The following is an 18,662-nucleotide window of genomic DNA, read 5'->3' as shown; positions in this document are numbered from 1 at the left end:
TGTGCCCCGGGCTCCGCCTCCGGGGCTCCGGCCTGACAGGCAACCAGGCACAGACCCAGGAGGCGGCCACGCATCATCCAGACTTCATAACATCACGCGATGGATAGGGCGACCCCGAGCCGCCGCGGCCGGAGATCTTGGAGCGGCGCACTACCGGGCGATGATCAAGGTCACGCGTAATTTTTTTTGGAACTCGTGCGGCGATAACGCGGAGCACCTGCTCGCGTGCGTCGCCCGGGCCAGGCACCCGGGCCGGGGCGGACTGGCCCGTCCGTGGCGACGACACGCCGTAGGTCGCGCGGGATTGCTCGTATCCCCCGCAGACTGCGGGTGTGACCCTGTCGAGGTCATGCGTCGTTTTGAAGCCAAGAGCCGTGCCTTCGACAAATACCTGCTGCTCCTGCTCGGACTGGGGAGCGCGGCCTGCGGATCCGACACCCCCGCCACCTCGGCGACCGAGACCGAGACGGGGACCACGACGACGACCACCGACGGTTCGACCACGGCGCCGGACTCGAGCACCTGCAGCAGCGCCGGCTGCGACGGCCCGACGACCTCCAGCAGCGACGCCACGGCTTCGAGCGAGAGCACCAGCACGACCGAGCCCGTGGACCCGACGACCGGCACGAGCAGCACGACGCTGGTCACCGATTCGAGCGACACCCACGAGACCGACCCCGACGTCTGCGCTCCAAACCCCTGCCTCAACGACGGCGCCTGTATCGAGGGCGGCGTCGACGGTTACACCTGCGAGTGCGCCCCCGGGTTCACCGGAGCGAACTGCGAGACCGACATCGACGACTGCGAGCCGAACCCCTGCCAGAACGGCGGCGCCTGCGTCGATGGCATCAATGGCTACACCTGCGAGTGCGCCCCTGGATTCACCGGAGCGAACTGCGAGACCGACATCGACGACTGCGCCCCGAACCCGTGCCAGAACGGCGGCGCCTGCTCCGACGCCATCAATGGCTACACCTGCGAGTGCGCCCCGACCTATACGGGAACCGACTGCGACGCCTGCACCGGCACCCTCGGCGATTGCAACGCGGACCCGGTCGACGGCTGCGAGGTCAACCTCCAGAGCGACGCCGACCACTGCAACGCCTGCGGCGATCCGTGCGCGGCGAACGATATCTGCACCAACGGCGAATGCAAGCCGCCGCCCGTCGGCCAGGTCCCCGGCGAGCCGATCGACGTGCCCGCGACGCACACCCCGCTGGCCCCCGCGGTCGCCGACATCGACAAGGACGGCAAGCTCGACATCTTGGTCGCCAACGCCGAGTCCGGCTCGCCGATGACCCCCTCCGGCTCGCTCTCCGTCTATCGCGGCAACGGCGACGCCACCGTGCAGGCGGAGGTCAACTACGCCGGCGCGCCGCTGTCGAGCAACGCGGTCGTCGCGGCGGACTTCGACGGCGACGGCTGGCTCGACGCCGTCACCGTCGACGGCCAGACCAACCTGCCGGCGATCCAGGGCAACCTCAGCGTCTATCGCAACCTCGGCCCGGACGCGCCCGGTACCTTCGGGGCGCCGGCGCCGTTCACCACCGGCGCCACGGGCTCGGTCCACCTCTGCGCCGCCGACTTCAACAAGGACGGGGCGATCGACATCGCGACCACCAGCGTGACCTCGAATCAGGTGAGCGTGATCCCCGGCACCGGCACCGGCACCTTCGGCGCGCCCGTGCTCATCACCATCCCGGCGACCGGCGGCGTGCAGTCGACGATCGCCTGCCGTGACCTCGACGGCGACGGCCAATTCGACCTCGTGGTGACCAGCCCCAGCTCGGCGCGCCTGTCGATCCTCGTCAATCAGGGCGACGGCACGTTCGCCGCCCCGGTCTCCTATGCCAACGCCCTCAACGGCCAGACCGCGGGCCTCGCCTTCGGCGACGCCGACGGCGACGGCAAGCTCGACATCCTCGCCAACGGGGCCGCCGGCGCGTACCTTTACTTCTTCAAGGGCAATGGCGACGGCACCTTCGCCAACGGAGTGCAATCCTCCACCGGCGCCGGCGCGATCGCCAATTCGGCGCTGGGGGTCGTGGCCAGCGACTTCAACGGCGACGGCAAGCTCGACGCCTACATCCTTTACACCACGGCCGCCGGCGGCGTGTATCCCATGACCGGCACCGGCACCGGCACCTTCACCGCGGCGCCCCTGGTCGCCACGGGCGTCTCGCCCGGGCTCAACGCGATCGCCGTCGCCGACCTGAACGTCGACGGTTACGACGACCTCATCCTGACCAATAAGGGCTCCGCGACGCTCACGGTGATCCCCAACGGCCTCTGAGTTGGGTGACATGATTGGCGCCCGCTGGGAGTCCTTGACGCGCATGCGGGCGCTGCTCTTCGGCGTCGGGTGATGTCGACAGCGAAGCCCGGGCGACGCTCGTCACGCACGCGTGGCCGCCGACCGGCCGGGATCGTCAGGGGGCGCGCTCGGCCGTCAGAAAGCACTTTGCAGGTGGGTTGTACGCGGCGACCGAATCGAGCGTGAAGCGCCACCCGAGCGCGACTTGCGGCGCGGGGGCGTCGACGCGCTCGAGCGACAGCGTCTCGCGTTGCCCCGCGCGGCGGACCTCGAGCCTGCAGTCCGAAAGGTTGCGGTCGTCTTTGGTGTGCGCGTAGCCGGCGGAGACGACCTCGAGCTCCGTACCATCGGGCAGGCGGCTCGGCTGCTGCGCGATCGCGGTCAGCTCGATCGGCCCGGCCGGCGCTGCAGCACCGTCGGCGCCTGCCGAGGCGGCAGGGGCGGAGCCGGGCGACGGCGGCGCGGCGGAGTTGCAGGCGAGCAGCAGCGACAGAGAGAGGGCGTCCCGCATCGGTCGAGTGTAGGGAGTGGCCGGCGGAGGGTCCAGGGGGCAGTTCGTCGCGCCTCTGCAGCACGGAGCCGCGCCCGTGGTCCGCCGAGATTCCGCTCGGCGTCCTCGCTTCGCCGGCGATGCGTCCGCGCACTCTTGCGATTCGTCGCGGGCCGGATCGCGGCCTGGGTCTGGTATCGTGCGCTCATGCGCCGCGTCGTCGTGCTCACCACCGTCGTATGGAACCTCGTCGCCGGGTGCTCGCCCACGTCGCCAGGCCCCGGGGCCGAGGAAGCCGCGGTGGAGGCCTGTGCTGCCGTCGCCACCCTCTACCCGCGCGAGCGCCTCGGGGGAGACGAGATCCGCAAGGCGGTCGTGGGCAAGCACTGGGCGCGTCGCGACGGCGGCCGCGGCTCGATGCATGGTCCGCCGATGCTGTGGCGGCGCAGCAACGATCTCCAGCTCGAGGCGCGCGACGGCAAGGTCGCGCTGACCTACGACGTCTTGGAGGAGGCCACCGGTAAGGAAGCAGCGCCGAAGAAGATCGAGAAGGACTGCCAGATCTGCGGCGAGGTCCTCGTGTGCGATCAGACGGTGTGGGTGTTGAGCACGCAGGTCAACGACCCGCCGGGCGGGACACCCCTGGATCAGCTCTCCCTGGATGCCGTCGCCGAGATGGACCACCACGACCTGTACCTCGTGCGCCATGGCCACGAGATCCTCCTCGATTTCGGGGTGGACCCGCGCGAGGCCACCAGCGGCTCGCTCGAGATCCGCACGCGGAAGCTGGAGAAGGGCGCCGTCGTGACGAAGAGCGCGACGACCTTCACCTCGGAGCCCATGGGGCCAGGCTACGGTGGGCGCTCCGTGCGGATCGATCTGCCAGGGAGCGACGGGATACGCCTCGATTTCCGCCCTGACCGAAGGCCCGAGGGCGGCTACGGCACCGACACGACGATCGAGCCGACGTTGCACGAGATGACCGGCTTGAAGAAGAACCCGCAGCTCATGAAGCAGCCCGAGTCCCTCGATCTCCCCGCGGACGCGCCGGGGTTCTATTTGCCGCAATAGACCCCGCGCTTCCCTCAGAGGCGCGTCTCCGCGGAACGTCTCCGCGCAGTACACTCGACGCGTGGCTGCTCGCAAGCGAACGACCCCGAAGCCCCCCGCGGTGCCGCAGGACCTCCACGCTCCGTGGGCCGCACTCCTCCCGCCCGCGATGGCGCGGATCGGGCGTGAGCGCGGCCGCTGGTTCGCGCCGCGACCGGTGACCGCCGCCGACCTCGACGCCATCGCCACGAGCCACGCGCCGGCCGGCTACCTCGAATTTTTGCGCGCCTTCGGCGGAGCGGACACGATCGAGACCAGCTTCCCGTACTTCGGTGAGTTGCAGTTCCTGCCGGCGCGCGTGGTGCTGCGCGAGCGCGCCACCCTCGACGCGACACCGTCGTGGCCGAAGGGCGCGCTGCCGATCGCGTCGACCTACGATCCACCCGACGCATGCCTCGGCCGCTACCACGCGCTCTGCACGGACGGCGCAGTGCGCTCCTGGACGCGACGCGAGGGCCTCGTGCGCGACGAGCATCCGAGCTTCGACGCGATGCTGACGTGGTTCCTGCGGTCCGTCGCGGGTGACGGCGTCACCTACGACCCGACGACCGGCTTCAGCTTCTGAGCTCCGAGCGAGAGCCGCCTCGGTCGCCGGCCCGCGCGGGCGAACGAGGTGTGGTGATGGCGGCTGGCGAAGACGCCGAGGTACCGGGTGATGGGGCAGCCGGTCGGCGTGACGGAGGGCAGGGAAGCCGCGGCGCGTCCTCGCCCGGCGCCGCGACGTAGGAGCCCCGACCGCGCGCGGAAGGCCGCTACACTGGCGTCATGTCGCTCGAGGAGCCGCCGATCCGCATCCCGCTGTTCACCGGCGACGGCTTCGCCGAGGACCTCGGGTTCGTCGGTGTGTGGACGGCGGCGTGCACGGTAACTCTTGCGGCGATCCCCTTGCTCGCCACCGGTCACTGGATCGTCGCGGTGCTGGTGCTGCTGGTCGGGTCGTTCCTCGCCGCCGCGTGGTGGAGCTTCCCGGCCCACGCGTGGGCCCAGCGGCCCGCCGACGTGTACATCGCGCGGGAGGGCCTGCGCGTGGTCGGTGGCGCGGCCGACGGCGTACGCCTCGCGTGGGCCGACGTCGACCCGGCCCGCTGCGCCGTCGTCCAAGACGACGGCATCTTCATGCGCCGCCTCGTGATCGCCAGCCGTGACGGCGGCTCCGTCGTGCTCGCCCGCGGCGACGAGCTGGCGAGCTTCACGGCGGTGCTCGACGTATTGCGCGCGTACAACGGACTCGATCCGCTGCCCGACGGCGTGGTCGCCGAGTTCGACCCGAACGCGCTCACCGAGGCGCGCGGGCGCGGGAAGAAGCGCAGGAAGCAGCACAGACCAGAAGCGATGGAGCGCGAGCAGCCGAAGCCCGCCGCTCTGAGGCCGCCGGAGCCGCGGCCTGCCGACGCGCCCGATGTCGTGGGCTGCCCGGGTTGCGGGGCGGCGGTCGCCCCCGCCGATGCACCGGCGGTGCAGTGCCGCCACTGCGGCGCGGCCTGTGCGATGCCCGAGCTGCTGCGCACGCGCCTGCGCGAGGTCTCGCGAGGGGCGGCGCTGGCCGCCCGCAACCACCGGAGATTGCGACGCCTGCTCGCCCAGCCGCGCGCCGGGTGGACGCAGGCGCTGGTGCTGGGTCTCGCGGGACTGCCGGTGCTGCTGTGGCTGCTCGCGCTGGCGATCTTCAGCGCGCTGTTGTGGCGTGATGCGCTCGACGGGGCCGCGTTCGTCGGTCTTTTCGCGCCGCCGCTGCTGCTTGGGATCTCCCTGCCGATCGCCGCCGGGCTCTACACCTGTCGTCGCCGGGCCGTGCGCGTGCTGACCCTCGATTTCGCCGCCACCCCGCCGGACCGCGCCGGCAGTCCGCTGCGCTGCCGGGTGTGCGGGGCCCCGCTCGCGGCCGCCGACGACGGATTGGTCGTCGGCTGCGCCTATTGCCGCGCCAGCAACATCGTCGCCGTCGCCACGCCGCGCACGCCGATCCGCCAGGAGCGCCAGGCCACCACCATCGACGACGCGGTCGGCATGTTCCAGGCCGAGCTGCTGTTCCGCGTGATCGGCTTCGCAGTGTTCGCGGTGCCGGGCCTCGTGCTCGCGTGGTCTGCGGTCGGCCTGCTGTTCCCGGCGCGCTGAGCCGGCCGGAGCGGCCGAGGTCGTTTCATCGCATCCGTGAACAGGACGCGCACGAGCGAGGCGTCATAGGGGCCGTCGCCGTGAGCCGGTCGATCTTCGCGGCTACTTCGGTCCGAGGACCATACAGCAGCACGACTCGGCCTTGTCCCACAGGTCGAGCCAGTCCTGGCAGGTGTCGCCCTGCGGGCAGGTCTTTACCACGTCATCGCCGACGTAGCACTCGCAGGTGCCCTGGCCGCAGACCATCCTGCGAAGCGGCACATACGGGCAGTCGAGCCTGTAGGTGCACGCGTCGCCCCCGCTGTGCATGCCCGACTGCGTCTGACACGTGCACGCCTGATGCTCGTCCTCGAGCAGCTGGGCGCAGGAGCCTCCCTCGTTGAATTGGAGGTACTCGCCCAGCTCCTCGCAGGCCAGCGCCATCAGGCACTTTCGCGCCGCGCTCCTCGCCTCGAAGCAGTCCTGATGGTCGAGCCCGAATTTGGCCACACACCCCATTTGACAGAGCGCGTGCTCCTTGAAGCCGCACTCTTGATAGTGAGCGCAGAGGGCGTCGCACTCCTCGACGACCTGCGGGTTGATCGCTCCGGTCGTGGGGTCCTCGAGGATCGGGCACTCGCCCTCGGTCTCCGAGCTCGAGCCTCCCCCGTGCGTCGTCGTTGCGCTGGCCCCGGTCGACCCGCCCGTGGTGGTGGACGCGTTCGCGGTCGTCTGCGCGGCGCCGGTGGTCGTCGTTGCGGCGCTCGCCGTGGTCTCCGGGACGCCGCTCGGTTGCTGGCACGCGCCTGCGAGGGCCGCGCTGACGAACACGGACCAGGCGCGCGGCGAGCTCGTGGCGGCCTGACGATGGCGACTTCGGTCGATGGCTCGCCCCTTCATGCTCTCCCCCTCACTCACAGAACACGTGTCCCATGCAGAACCACCGCTTCTCCTCGGGCGAATAGCCGCAGCGCTCCGGGCAGTCGGCGTCGCCCTCGCAGCCGTCCTCCGGGGTGTGACAGTAGAGCCCCTGGACATCACGACAATGGGTATCGACCCCGCAGCGCATGCCAAAGGCGCAATCCGCGTCCGTACGGCACTGCGCCGATACGCATGAGGTGTATCGTGAGAATGGCCCCGGGGTGGGGTGGTCTTCGCCCCAGGTGACGTCGCAGACGCAGGCCTCGCCGGGGCCGCACTCCTCGTCGGTGCTACAGGAGAACCGGGGATCGCAGAGCTGGCTGTCGTCGCACGGGATACTGGCGGTGTGGCGGTGGACCGCGAGGTTGGGGCAGAGCTCGTAGCCGGCGAGCTGATCGCAGCCGGAGATCGTGAGCTCCTCGCCGCCGCACCCGAGGTCGCCGCCCGGAGTCACCGGGATGGCGCTGCAGACCGGCTCGCCAGCGGTCGGCTCGCAGGTGCCGTCCGAGTCACCCGTGGTGTCCGGCGGGTCGCCCGTGGGGCCACCCATGCTCGCACCCGAATGGTTCGCCGTCGTTCCGGAATCGCCGGTCGTCGGGCCCGGGCCCGGGCCCTCGGTCGCGGTCGTGGTGCCATTCGGCGGGCAGGCGGCGCCCAGGAGCCAGACGAGCGGTGTCATCGCGCGGACGCGGAGCGGCAGAGCCTGGCGCATGGTCTCCGCTTCGACACCGCCGCTGCTTCGATCTCCGACGCCCTCGCGTCGCCTGAGGCCTGAACACCAGAGGCGAGTCCCGTGCGGCGGTCGTCGCCTCGGCCTATCATCCGCGGACCTCTCGGCGTTTTCCTGCCATCCACCCCCGAGCTCCCACTTTACAGGTTCCCCGCACGATGACCGCGAAGCAACCTCGCAAGACCTTCCTCGGCGTCTACCTCGGCGACCTCCGCGATTTCGGGCACTACCTGCGACAGCTATGGAACGAGAGCGGCTTCGGCCAGGCGTTCTTCGACGCCAAGTACGAGCGCGTCGATCCGTGGGGGTACGCGGCCAGCCGCTACGACGAGCTCAAGCGGGCGATGGCCGCCTACGGGCTGCAGGGGCGGCGTGCGCGTCATTTGCTCGACGTCGGCTGCGGCGAGGGCTTTTTGGCGCGGCATCTGCGGGCCCACGGGGAGCGGATCAGCCTGGTCGACATCTCGGCGGCGGCGGTCGAGCGGGCGCGGGCGCGGGTCGAGGTCGCTGGCGAGGACCACGTCGGCGACGCGCTGACGGTGCTGCGCGGGCTGCGGAGCGGCGAGTACGACGCGATCGTGATCTCGGAGCTGCTGTACTACCTCGCCCCGTTCCCGTTCTCGCGCTACGGCCGGGCGCTGCGACGCGAGGTGATGCGCGTGCTGGCGCCCGGAGGTCTCCTGGTGCTCGTCCACCCGTACTCGGCGCTGCTGCACGCCGCCTACCGCTGGCACCCGGGCATGGCGCTGCGGGCCCACGCCCGCCTGAAGACGCGCCGCAGCGTCACGATGCTCGCGCTCGAGAAGGGAGAGTCGAAGGCGTCGGCGAGAGGCCGGTGATCACGCGTCGCGTCGGTCCGGCGATTCATCGTCGTGCGGCGATCAGCGTGACGCTGTCTCCTCGCGCGAGCTCGAGGCGGAGCTCGGTGCCCGCGGGTACTCGCGTCAGGGCGTCGAAGCGATGCACGTGGTCGCCGGTGACGTCATGGCCGTCGACGGCGACGATCACGTCGCCGATCCGCAGGCCGGCGCGCGCCGCCGGGCCGCCAGGCTGCACGAATGCGACGGTCGGCCGGGCCGCCTTCGCTCCCGCCGCTGGGTCGTCTCGAAGCATCGTCACTCCGAGCTCACCGGCCTCGTCATCGGGTTGAAGCCGGCGTCGCAGCACCTCGAGCGGCGCCAGTTCGACCACGCTGCCGCTCGAGATCTGCGCGCGCGACCAGAGGGTCTCGTGGTCGCTCGTCGCTCCGAAGCTCCTGGCAGTCACGATCACCGTCGCCTGGCCGACAGGCACGTCGGCGACTTCGAACCGGCCCTCCGCGTCGGTCACGGAGCGCTCGTCGACGTGGTCGGCCGAGCTGATGAACGCCTCTCTCCCCTCCGCGCCGAACTTCACGCGCATCCCCGGGACCGGGGCGCCGGTGTCGAGGTCGAGCACGCGGCCGCGGACGGTCACGCGTCCCGCCAGCGCGACCTCGACCTGCGCGCGCTGGCCCGTCGCCAGCGTGACCTCGGCCTTGCCCGCGCCCTCGGGCGCCTCGACTGCGACCACGAAGTCGCCCGCGGGCACCTGCGGGAACGCGAACGTCCCGTCGGTGCGGAAGAAGCTGTCGCGCACCTGGTAGCCGGACGCGACATCGCGGAGCTCCACCGAGAATCGCTCCGGCCCGCCGCCGCCGGGCAAGCGCACCCGCCCGACCAGCGAGCCCGGCGCGGCGATCTTGACGATGACCTCGCTGCCCAGCGCCACGCGCTCGAGCACTCCCTCGCCGCCGCCGCGCCGGTGGGCCACGAGCGCATAGGTCCCTTCAGGCAGCTCGCCGAACTCGAATCTCCCCTCGCTGTCGGTCATGCGCGGCCGCAGGCCGCGGTCCATGCTCCACCGCATGTCGCGCAAGGCGGCCCCGGGCGGGCCGCTCTCGGGCTCGCGCAAGACCTCGACGAAGACGTCGTCGAGCGCTGCCGCGTCGCCATCCACGACCCGTCCGGAGATCCGCCCGTCCGGGGCCTCGACGACGAGGTCGAGGACCGCGGTCTCGCCGGCTTCGACCGCCACGCGCGGCTGCTCGCCGTCGTTTGCGCCGTGCATGCGCAGCGGCTGGTAGCTCTTGTTCACGCTCGCCTGGTACGCGCCGGGGGCGATGCCGGAGAGACGGAAGCTCCCGTCATCGAGGCTGGTCGTCTGCGCGTGGGTCGGTCCGCGCAGCAAGACGCGCGCACCGGGGATGGCTCGGCCGTGGAAGTCGCGGACCTCGCCGCGGACCTCACCGGCCGCGGGGAGCTCGATGCGGATGTCGTCGAGGTCATGCCCCTCACGAACCTCGACCTCGGGCCCCGCGAGGAGCTGCGGTGGATCTCCGCCGTACACGCGCATGGAATAGCGCCCCGGCAGCAGGCCCGTGACTTCGAATCGTCCGGCGCTGTCAGCCTGCGCGCGTCCGCTGGTCGACTGCGCGTTCGCGCGGCTCGGGTCGGCTTGCGGGCTCGCCGTCACCGTCATCGCAGTGAAGGGTCCACGGGTGGTGGTGACGACCGTGCCGCGGATCGTCTGGCCCGGTCGGACCTCCCACCGCAGCTCGCGGAGGCTGCGGTCGGCGATCGTCAGAGGCGGGTAGCTCGGCGCCGATGCGAACCCTTCGCACCTGACATCCACCTCGTAACTCCCGGGCAACAGCCCGGGGACCCGCACCCGGCCGTCGGGGGCGATAGGCGAGTGACGCTGGCCGTGGGGGTCCGAGAGGATGACCGAGCCGCGATCGCAATTGCCTCCGCCAGTGATCACGACTGTCCCTTCGACCAGGAAAGCCGGGTGCATGCGAACCTCGACCGGCGCGGATGTTTCACCGAGGCCGAGCACCACCAGCGCCTCGCCGGCCCCATAACCATCGTCATGCAGCGCCCGCGCCTTGTAGGCTCCGGGTCGCAGCGCGTCGATCCTGAAGTTCCCGGACGCGTCGGTGAACGACGGCCCCTTGCGACCCCAGCCGCCGTCGAGCGCGCTCACCTCGGCGCCTGCGACCGGCGATCCATCATCGGCACGCACCACCCGGCCGAGCAACACCGACTCCGGAGTCATGAGGATCTCTAGCGTCAATCCCGGCGCGCGTCCGGAGGCTTGCCTGTCCGCATAGCCCTCCGCGGTCGCTGTCACAAGCACCTCGCCCGGTGGGACCCACAGCGAGAACCTCCCGTCCGCGCCCGAGTATCCGGCTGCGTCGCCCGCTTCGAGGATCGCCCCATCGACCTCACCGCCGCCGAGGTCGCGCACGATGCCGACGAGCTGGACCCCGCCGGGCAGCAGCGTGATGTCGATGCCGTGCTCTTCCTGCCCGGAGCGCAGGAGCACCAGCTCGCGCGCCCGGGCCCCGGTGCCGCTGCGATGCGCCTGCGGGATGAAATGCGGCGCGCTGGCGGTGACCCGATGCGGCGCTGCCAGCAGGCCGTCCAGGCGGTACGAGCCGTCAGCCGCGGCGATCGTGCAAGGTCTCGCGCGCCGCTCGGACGCGCCGAGCGCCTCCGACGAGGACGCCGCGCACACGGTCGCGGCCGGGACCGGGCCCCCCTCTCGATCGCGCACGAACCCGGAGATGGCTGCACGAGCCGCACGGCGCGGCTCGATGGCCGTGCTCGCCCGTCCTTCGACCGGTGGCTGCAGGACGGGTTGCGAGGCGGTAGAGCCCGCGGAGGGAGGTGCCGGGGATGGTCCGGTGAGCGCGAGCCAGCCGGCCACACCGACGATACCGAGGCCCGTCCCGAGGATGAATTTCACGGGGATGCTCATGGTGCCGCTGTGGCCCGCGTGTCGGATCGAGGCGCCGGGAGGTGCGGGCAGGACCAGGGCACACCAGGCCGAACGCCCCCCGAATTGCTCGTCCAGTCGAGCACGCAGCCGCTGGAGCGAGCGGTGGAGGCGCGAGCGCACGGTCGCCGCGGGCAGGGCGAGCCCGTGGGCGATCTCGGCCGCGCTCTCCCCCTGGAAGAACCGACGAACCAGGATCTTCCGGTCCTCGGGCGCGAGCTGCTCGAGCTCGTGGAGGAGCACCCGCAGCAGCTCGATGCGCAGCAACTCCCGGTCGGGCTCGGTGGTGGTCGCCCCGGTCGACGCGCCGGACTGCTCACGCCGATCGCGGCGCGCCTGGGTGCGCAGCTGCATGCGGAAGCGGTTGCGAAGGACGGTCGCCAGCCACGGACGCAGCGGCTGGTGCTCGTCGGCCGGCGGGTGGGACCATGCAGCCACGAGTGTGTCCTGCACGAGGTCGGCGGCGTCATCGGCGTCGCGTGCGAGGGCGGCGGCCAGGCGTTGCAGCCACTTCATGTCCGCGAGGGCGGCGGTCGCTACGGAGTGGGTCATCGTTCACCGCGGCACGCCGCCGCGCAGGCGAGTGTTGCAAAGGCGAGGTCGATTTTTTGGCGGCCTTCGAGCGCGCAGCGTGCGGAAGTCCACCACATCCTCGTCGTCGGAGCTTTCCGCGACAACGAAGTCACTCCTTCCCACCCGCTCGTGCTGACCGTCGCGCCCACAGCCACGCGGTTGTGGAGCGGCGGACTCGCCCGCGGCGGGGCGCAGCGTCCGGGCACGCCGGGCACTCGACCTCGAGTGGCAGACCCTCGAGCTGACGCACGCGCCCTGATGCTCACGCGGCGAGGCGCCGCAGCCCCTCGTACATCGGGCCGGACACGAAGTGCCACATGCCATCCTGCGCTGCTTGACCCGGCCACGGCGCGAGCGTCGGGTTCGGCGAGATCAGCAGCGCGCCGCCGCGATGGTCGAGGCGCAGACCACCCAGCATGCTCTTGGTCGACCGCAGGTTGGCGTGCGTCACCCGCAGGCTGCCGTCGGCGGTCTGGCCGAGCACCGCGCCCGCGGCGTCGCGCAGCTCGACGCCGTGCTCGAACAGATCGATGCGGATCGCGGTCCGCCGGATGTAGGTCGCCCCGGGCACCATGAGCCAGACGACGATCAGCCCCCCCATGACAAAGAAGAGCGTCCGCGCGAGCGCTTGGAACGCGTTCAGGAGGCCGCCCGTATCAGCCATGAACGCCTGCCAGAACGGCGCGCCGACGGTCGCGGGGACCACTGTCCCGATCGCTACGACCATCCCGACGCGCCTCCAGTCGGTCTCCAGGATCGTCTCCGTGGCGATTGCGAACCCTGTGTGCGTCGTGGTCACCGCCCTCGAGTAGCACACGATCTGCGTCGCGGTCCCCGCAGGCGCGGTGGTCGACGTCGCGCCTCGCTCCGCCGTGCGCACCCGACCGCGCCGCGCCGTGGGATCACGCGGTCATCATGTCGACGTGGCCGGGAAGTCGCGGGTGCGCCGTCAGCCCCGGTCCCGCACCACCGAGTCGCGCAGCTGACAGAACAGCGATCACCGCGACCTCTGAGCTCGCCGGCGCGGTTAGCTGCTCCGTCACCTCGACGAAGCTCACCGGCGCTGGCCCGGCCGCGCCGACGCTCGCCAGCTTCGACTTCCACCAAGTCAATGTCCGCGGGTTGACGCCGGCCCTGGCCGCATAGTCCTTGCACGACAGCCCGCTCGACGCCCACGCCGTCACGTGGGCCTGCCATCACTGGCCGGGGCGTCCGCGTAAGGGCATTCGCCGGTGAGGGCGAAGGAGGGGAGGCCGCGACCGTCATGAAGGCGCGGTCGTCGGCGCATATGTCCCCGAGGACAGGTGATTCGCGGCCCTAGCGACGCGCGGGCGGTGGGTCGGCGACGGGCCTCGCTCGTGAGCGCGGGAGCCGGCGTGCAGTTCGGGGGTCGGAGGCCGTGAGGCAAGTCCGGCGGCGGGGACGGCGGCGGCGGGGTGCTCTCGACAATTCACGGGGACGCGGTTGATTCCGCCCCTCGCTCGGCGTTATGCCAGTGGTCCCGTGAGCACCACTACCCCCCTCCATGGCGTCCTCGGTACCCTCGAAGTCCCGCTCGGTCTCGGTCTGCTGCGATTGTCGACGGAAGGTCGACCGGCCGAGGCCGAGGCGATCGAGGTCATTCGCTTCGCCCTCGATCAGGGCATCCGGCTGCTCGACACCGCCGACTCGTACGCGCTCGCCGACAAGGACCTGCACTACGGCGAGGAGCTGGTGCGCAAGGCGCTGAGCGGCTGGAGCGGCCCGCGTGAGCAGGTCCGCGTGGTGACCAAGGCCGGGCTGGCGCGGCCGAAGGGCAAGTGGGTGCCGAACGGGCGCCGCGAGCACCTGCGCAAGATGGTCGAGGGCAGCCTCAAGGCGCTGGGGGTCGAGCGGATCTTCATGCTGCTGCTGCACGCCAACGATCCGAAGACGCCGCTCGAGGAGAGCCTGGCGGCGCTGGCCGAGCTGCAGAAGGAAGGCAAGATCGAGCACCTCGGGCTGTCGAACACGTCGATCGCGGAGGTGCGCCAGGCCGAGCGGCACTTCAAGGTGCAGGCGATCCAGAACGAGCTCAGCGTCATGGATCGCAACAGCGGGGTCGACGGGCTGGTGGCGCTGGCGCGGCAGCTCGGCGTCCCGTTTTTGGCCCACCGGCCGCTCGGCGGGCACGCGAAGACGGCCAACCTGCTGAAGAACCGGGCGGTCAAGCCGATCGCGGCGCGCCACGGCGTCACGCCGCACGAGGCGGCGCTGGCGGCCCTGGTCGCCCTCGGGCCGCCGGTGGTGCCGCTGTTCGGGGCCACCAAGCGCGCGAGCGTCGAGTCGAGCCTGCGCGCGCTGAAGGTCCCGTTCGGCGACCGCGACCGCGTCGACCTCGAGAGCAAGATCTCGTTCGCGCCGACGCCCGAGGCGCTGGCCGCCACGGCGCCGCCGACGGTGCCCGCGGGGCTGCGCGCGCTGGTGACCGGCGAGGGCCCGGGCGACGAGCCGGAGGTCGTGATCATGATGGGGGTGCAGGGGGCCGGCAAATCGTCGGAGGTGGCGCGCTACGTCGATCGCGGCTACGCGCGGCTGAACCGCGATCTGATCGGCGGGAGCCTCGAGGAGCTGGTGCCGAAGCTCGGCGCGCTGCTGGCCGCGGGGCAGCGGCGGGTGGTGCTCGACAACACCTATTCGACGCGGGCGTCGCGGTTCGCGGTGATCCGCACGGCGCACGCGCACGGGGTGCCGGTCCGCTGCCGCTACCTCGCCACGCCGATCGACGAGGCCTACGCGAACGTGGTGCTGCGAATCCTCGAGCGCTACGGCAAGCTGCTCGGGCCCGAGGAATTGAAGGACCTGGCGAAGGACGACCCCAACCTGCCGCCGCCGGCGGCGATGGCGAAGTGGGCGGCCAGCTTCGAGGCACCGCACGTCGACGAGGGCTTCGGCGCGGTCGAGGAGGTCCCGTTCGTACGACGCGTCGATCCGCAATTCACCGGCAAGGGCCTGCTGCTCGACGTCGACGGCACGCTGCGCAAGACCCGGAGCGGCGAGATCTACCCGCGCGACCCCGAGGACGTCGAGCTGCTGCCGAACCGGCGCGAGGTGCTGCAACGGTTCGTCGACGAGGGCTACAAGCTGTTCTTCGTGTCGAACCAGAGCGGGGTGGCGTCAGGGACGGTCAGCAAGGAGGCGGTCGAGGCCGCGTTCGCGCGCACGATGGCGCTGCTCGACCTGCCGGTGGCCGAGGTGATGTATTGCCCGCACCCGGCGTTCCCGGCCGGCTGCTTCTGCCGCAAGCCGCTGCCGGGGCTCGGCGTGTCGCTGATCCAGCGCCACGGGCTGGCGCGCGAGGGGGTCGTCATGGTCGGCGACATGGACAGCGACCGCGACTTCGCGCGCTCGCTCGGGGTCAAGTACGTCGACGCGCACGAGTTCTTCGCGGACAGGTGACGCTGCGTACGTTCGGCCGCACGCCCGCGAGAACGTGTTTCGCCGCGGGCCGGCCGCCTGACGCTTGCGCTGGCGAGCGCGGCGGTCGACGATGGCCGCGATCGTGAAGGGTGATGCGGACGAACTGGGGGCGTTGCGCGAGCAGTGGCGCGCGCTGTGCCGGGGGCCCGAGCGCGACGAGCTGGCGGCGGCGATCGGCGGGTGGTTCCGCGGCGACGTCATGGCAGCCGGCGAGGCGGTGGAGGGCGGCGTGGGGCGAGCGGCGGCGATGGGACGCATGCTGCGGGGCGCGCTGGTGATCCAGTGGATGCGCGAGCGCAGGCCGCATCGACCCGGGCCGTACGCGGTCGAGCTGCGGCGGCGACTCACCGGTGACAGCAGCGACGGCGACGACGCGCCGGAGGAGGAGGAGGCGCCGTCGATCGATCCGGGCGATCCGTTGTTCGCCTGGCGGCTGTCCGCCCTGGCCGAGGCGGTGGCGCCCGAGAGCCGCGCGGCGGTCATCGATCGCGCGATCGCGGCGTTCGCCGCGATCGCCCTGGCGCCGATCGATCCGGGCAACGACCCCGGGCCCTTCGCCCGCCTCGCGCCGTGGATGGACGAGGCGCAGCTGCGGCGCGCGATCGCGGTCAGCGAGCGCATGGCCACCGCCGATTGGCGGCACCAGCTCAGCCAGGCGCGGGCCTGTCTGTTCGTGCGGCTGGCCGCGCTCGGCCACGCGGACGAGGCCGAGCGGCTGCTGCCGGCGATCGCCGACGCGGTGGTCCGCGCCGACGCGCACGGGCAGATCTGTGGTCATCGGGCGGCGCGCGGCGAGCCGTGGGCGTGGCCGACGGGCGCGACGTGGTCCGACGATTCGCTGGTGCTGCGATTCTTCGGCGGGCTGACGCAGGTGCTGGGACCGCCGGACCGCCCGTCACCGCCAGCGACGATGGTGCGCGGCTGCCTCGAGCGCGCGTGTGCGGTCGAGGCGGGCGAGCTGCGCAGCGCGGCGCTGCAGGTGCTGGTCGATAGCTGGCACGCCGCGGGCGAGGCCGAGGTGTGGTTCTCGCGGGTGCGCGAGCACGCGGGCGGACGGGAGCAGATCGAGATGCTGCTGCTGCTGGCGGCGGCCCGGGCGGGCGAGCCCGAGGGGCGGGCGATCGCGCGAGCGGCCCTCGAGAAGGTGACGACGCCGGCGGGGCTGCGCGAGGGGCTGTGGTTCGACGAGCTGTGGGCCGCGCGCGAGGTGGTGGCGCCGGACGAGGCGGCCCGGGTGTTCGCGGCGGTGATGCGGCGGGCGGCGAGCGACCCGCGGGCTTCGTTGCTGGGGTCGCTGCATCACGCGTACGACCTGGCGGAGTTCATCCGGTGGGTCGGCGGCGAGGATGCGGTGACGGCCTGCGTGCGCGCGCTCGACGAGGCGGCGGCGCTGCTCGCGTGAGCGGGGCGCCAGGATCGAGGATGAACTTTCAACCATGTCCTTTCGGGCATGTTTGAATCGGACGCGAAACGGGGCGGGCTCGCCGGCGAGCCCGCCCCGTTTGTGTTGGTGGTGATGCTCAAGCCGCGGAGGCCCACTGCCGGGCGGCCCAGGCGCGCACGGCGTCCCAGTCGAGCACGGGGGTGGTCCACGGCGGGCCGGGGCGCTTCTGCTCGCCGAACAGCAGCTTGTGCTCGACGATCCCCCGCAGGTGCTCGAGCACGTCGAGGCGGTCGTCGATCATGGCGGTGAGCCGGAGCTTGCGCGCGTGCACGGCCTTGTCCGGGCGCGCGAGGCAGAAGCGCAGGTGCGACGGGTCCATGCCGGTCTCGTTCCAGAAGCGGTGATGGGTCAGCCAGGCGCGCGTCTTGGCCTGCACGCCGGGGCCGCACTTGGACACCAGCCAGGCGTTGCCGCCGGTGCGGGCGACCAGGTCGGCGACCCCGGCGAAGGCGCCGGGGGCCGGCGGGGTGAGCATGGCCTGCTCGAGCCCGGAGCCGAGGAAGCTGGTGTCGGAGCGCCCGTTGACCACGGGGCCGATGATGACGCGGCCGATGTCGATGCCGATGCGATGCATAAATAGTCTCTCCTGTGTGATTTACAGGCAGGAGCGTGCATCGTCGGAGCATCCATGTACACGATTGGATTTGGAGGGTATATTCAAGAAATGGATACATCGGAGGTCCGCCTCGACTGGCTCCGCGCCTTCCTCGCCGTGGTCGAGACCGGCGGCTTCACGGCCGCGGCGGCGCGCCTGCACCTGTCGCAGCCGGCGCTGCACACCCAGGTCAAGCAGCTGGCGGGGTGGGCGGGGCCGCTCTACCGCTTCGAGGGCCGGGCGCTGCGGCTGACGCCGCGCGGGCAGGAGGTCGAGGTGCTGGCGCGCGAGGTGCTGGGCGCGGTCGACCGCTTCGCGGCGCGCGCGACCGGCCAGGGGGCGACGGTGCCGGTCGTCAGCGCCGGGCGAGCGCTGCAGCTTTACGTGCTGGCCCACGCGCTGCGCGGCTGGTCAGGGCCGCTGTCGCTGCGCACGGAGGACCGACCGGCGACGATCGAGGCGGTCCGCAGCGGCCGGGCCCACCTGGGGCTCACGTCGCTGCTCGAGGCCGACCCGGAGCTCGACGGCACGCGGGTGCTCGAGGTCGGCCAGGTGGCGATCGTGCCGGCGGGCGATCCGCTGGCGCAGCGCAAACAGATCCGCGCGCGCGCGCTGGCCGGGCGGCCGCTGATCCTGCCGCCGGCCGGGCGCACGCACCGGGCGACGCTGGCGGCGGCGCTCGGCGGCGATCTGCACGTGGCGGTCGAGGTCGACGGGTGGGAGCTGATGACGCACTACGCGTCGCTCGGCCTCGGGCTGACGGTTGTCAATGCGTACATCCCGACGCCGCCCGGGACGGTGGCAGTGCCGGTGGTCGACCTGCCGCGGCTGCAGGTGCATTTGATAAAGCGCAAGCGGGCGCCGGCGATCGCGGAGGTGGCGGCGCTCGAGGCCCACGTGCGGGGTAATCTGGCGCATGGGACAGGCGCGGTGAAGGCTCGCGCGTGAGGGCTGCCGCGATGCGCGAACGGCAAACGGAGCCGCGCGGCGCACTTGTCCTTCGGGACAGGTCGCAGCGGGATGCGAGACCCCGCGAACGGAGCCGCGCGGCTGACCTGTCTGTAGGGACAGGTCGCAGCGGGATGCGGGACCCCGCGAACGGAGCCGCGCGGTCGACTTGTCCTTCCGGACAGGTCGCCGCGCGGCGCGAGGGGT

At 71.9% G+C, this 18,662-nt stretch carries 15 protein-coding genes; 8 read left to right on the top strand and 7 right to left on the bottom strand.

Going from position 1 to position 18,662, the window contains the following annotated elements; all coding sequences use genetic code 11:
• Positions 1–349: 349 nt before the first annotated feature.
• Positions 350–2,293: an FG-GAP-like repeat-containing protein gene (locus POL25_RS42635; RefSeq protein ID WP_272092202.1), complete on the top strand. Its 1,944-nt coding sequence runs from the start codon at positions 350–352 to the stop codon at positions 2,291–2,293.
• A 136-nt stretch (positions 2,294–2,429) separates the two neighbouring features.
• Here the strand turns inward: POL25_RS42635 and POL25_RS42630 are convergent, their stop codons facing one another.
• Entirely contained in the window at positions 2,430–2,825 is a 396-nt protein-coding gene (locus tag POL25_RS42630) for a hypothetical protein (RefSeq protein ID WP_272092201.1), read from the bottom strand.
• Positions 2,826–3,011: 186 nt separating this feature from the next.
• On the opposite strand from POL25_RS42630, the gene POL25_RS42625 reads away from it, so the two are divergent.
• From POL25_RS42625 to POL25_RS42615, 3 genes are all read left to right on the top strand, one after another.
• Positions 3,012–3,875, top strand: a complete 864-nt coding sequence (locus POL25_RS42625; protein ID WP_272092200.1) for a hypothetical protein — start codon at positions 3,012–3,014, stop codon at positions 3,873–3,875.
• Positions 3,876–3,936: 61 nt separating this feature from the next.
• A complete protein-coding gene (locus tag POL25_RS42620; protein ID WP_272092199.1) occupies positions 3,937–4,479 on the top strand; it encodes an SMI1/KNR4 family protein in 543 nt (180 codons plus the stop codon).
• 200 nt (positions 4,480–4,679) lie between these two features.
• The gene (locus tag POL25_RS42615; protein WP_272092198.1) at positions 4,680–6,029 is read left to right on the top strand and encodes a hypothetical protein; all 1,350 of its coding nucleotides are present in this window, start codon (positions 4,680–4,682) and stop codon (positions 6,027–6,029) included.
• Positions 6,030–6,131: 102 nt separating this feature from the next.
• On the opposite strand, the gene POL25_RS42610 is transcribed toward POL25_RS42615, so the two are convergent.
• Positions 6,132–6,908, bottom strand: a complete 777-nt coding sequence (locus tag POL25_RS42610; RefSeq protein ID WP_272092197.1) for a hypothetical protein — start codon at positions 6,906–6,908, stop codon at positions 6,132–6,134.
• A 10-nt stretch (positions 6,909–6,918) separates the two neighbouring features.
• Positions 6,919–7,479, bottom strand: a complete 561-nt coding sequence (locus POL25_RS42605) for a hypothetical protein (RefSeq protein WP_272092196.1) — start codon at positions 7,477–7,479, stop codon at positions 6,919–6,921.
• A 338-nt stretch (positions 7,480–7,817) separates the two neighbouring features.
• Here POL25_RS42605 and POL25_RS42600 point away from each other — a divergent pair, with 338 nt between their 5' ends.
• On the top strand, positions 7,818–8,498 hold the full coding sequence (locus tag POL25_RS42600; protein ID WP_272092195.1) for a class I SAM-dependent methyltransferase: 681 nt from the start codon (positions 7,818–7,820) through the stop codon (positions 8,496–8,498).
• Between the two features lie 25 nt (positions 8,499–8,523).
• On the opposite strand, the gene POL25_RS42595 is transcribed toward POL25_RS42600, so the two are convergent.
• The 3 genes from POL25_RS42595 to tnpA form a co-directional block, all read right to left on the bottom strand.
• Positions 8,524–12,009, bottom strand: a complete 3,486-nt coding sequence (locus POL25_RS42595) for a sigma-70 family RNA polymerase sigma factor (RefSeq protein ID WP_272092194.1) — start codon at positions 12,007–12,009, stop codon at positions 8,524–8,526.
• 283 nt (positions 12,010–12,292) lie between these two features.
• Entirely contained in the window at positions 12,293–12,829 is a 537-nt protein-coding gene (locus POL25_RS42590) for a hypothetical protein (protein ID WP_272092193.1), read from the bottom strand.
• 103 nt (positions 12,830–12,932) lie between these two features.
• The gene (gene tnpA, locus POL25_RS45170; protein ID WP_444547411.1) at positions 12,933–13,214 is read right to left on the bottom strand and encodes an IS66 family insertion sequence element accessory protein TnpA; all 282 of its coding nucleotides are present in this window, start codon (positions 13,212–13,214) and stop codon (positions 12,933–12,935) included.
• A gap of 319 nt (positions 13,215–13,533) precedes the next feature.
• Here tnpA and POL25_RS42585 point away from each other — a divergent pair, with 319 nt between their 5' ends.
• Both POL25_RS42585 and POL25_RS42580 read left to right on the top strand, forming a co-directional pair.
• The gene (locus POL25_RS42585; RefSeq protein ID WP_272092192.1) at positions 13,534–15,447 is read left to right on the top strand and encodes an aldo/keto reductase; all 1,914 of its coding nucleotides are present in this window, start codon (positions 13,534–13,536) and stop codon (positions 15,445–15,447) included.
• Between the two features lie 91 nt (positions 15,448–15,538).
• Positions 15,539–16,870, top strand: a complete 1,332-nt coding sequence (locus POL25_RS42580) for a hypothetical protein (RefSeq protein WP_272092191.1) — start codon at positions 15,539–15,541, stop codon at positions 16,868–16,870.
• Positions 16,871–16,988: 118 nt separating this feature from the next.
• Here the strand turns inward: POL25_RS42580 and POL25_RS42575 are convergent, their stop codons facing one another.
• Positions 16,989–17,486 carry a hypothetical protein gene (locus tag POL25_RS42575; protein ID WP_272092190.1) on the bottom strand — a complete coding sequence of 166 codons (498 nt, stop codon included), beginning with the start codon at positions 17,484–17,486 and terminating at the stop codon, positions 16,989–16,991.
• Positions 17,487–17,576: 90 nt separating this feature from the next.
• On the opposite strand from POL25_RS42575, the gene POL25_RS42570 reads away from it, so the two are divergent.
• Positions 17,577–18,455, top strand: a complete 879-nt coding sequence (locus POL25_RS42570) for a LysR family transcriptional regulator (RefSeq protein ID WP_272092189.1) — start codon at positions 17,577–17,579, stop codon at positions 18,453–18,455.
• The last annotated feature ends 207 nt before the right edge of the window (positions 18,456–18,662 follow it).

Source organism: Nannocystis bainbridge, from assembly GCF_028368995.1.
GTDB classification, from domain to species: domain Bacteria; phylum Myxococcota_A; class Polyangia; order Nannocystales; family Nannocystaceae; genus Nannocystis; species Nannocystis bainbridge.
The sequence above is the reverse complement of the archived record's forward strand: the minus strand, read 5'-3'. Positions and strand labels throughout refer to the sequence as shown.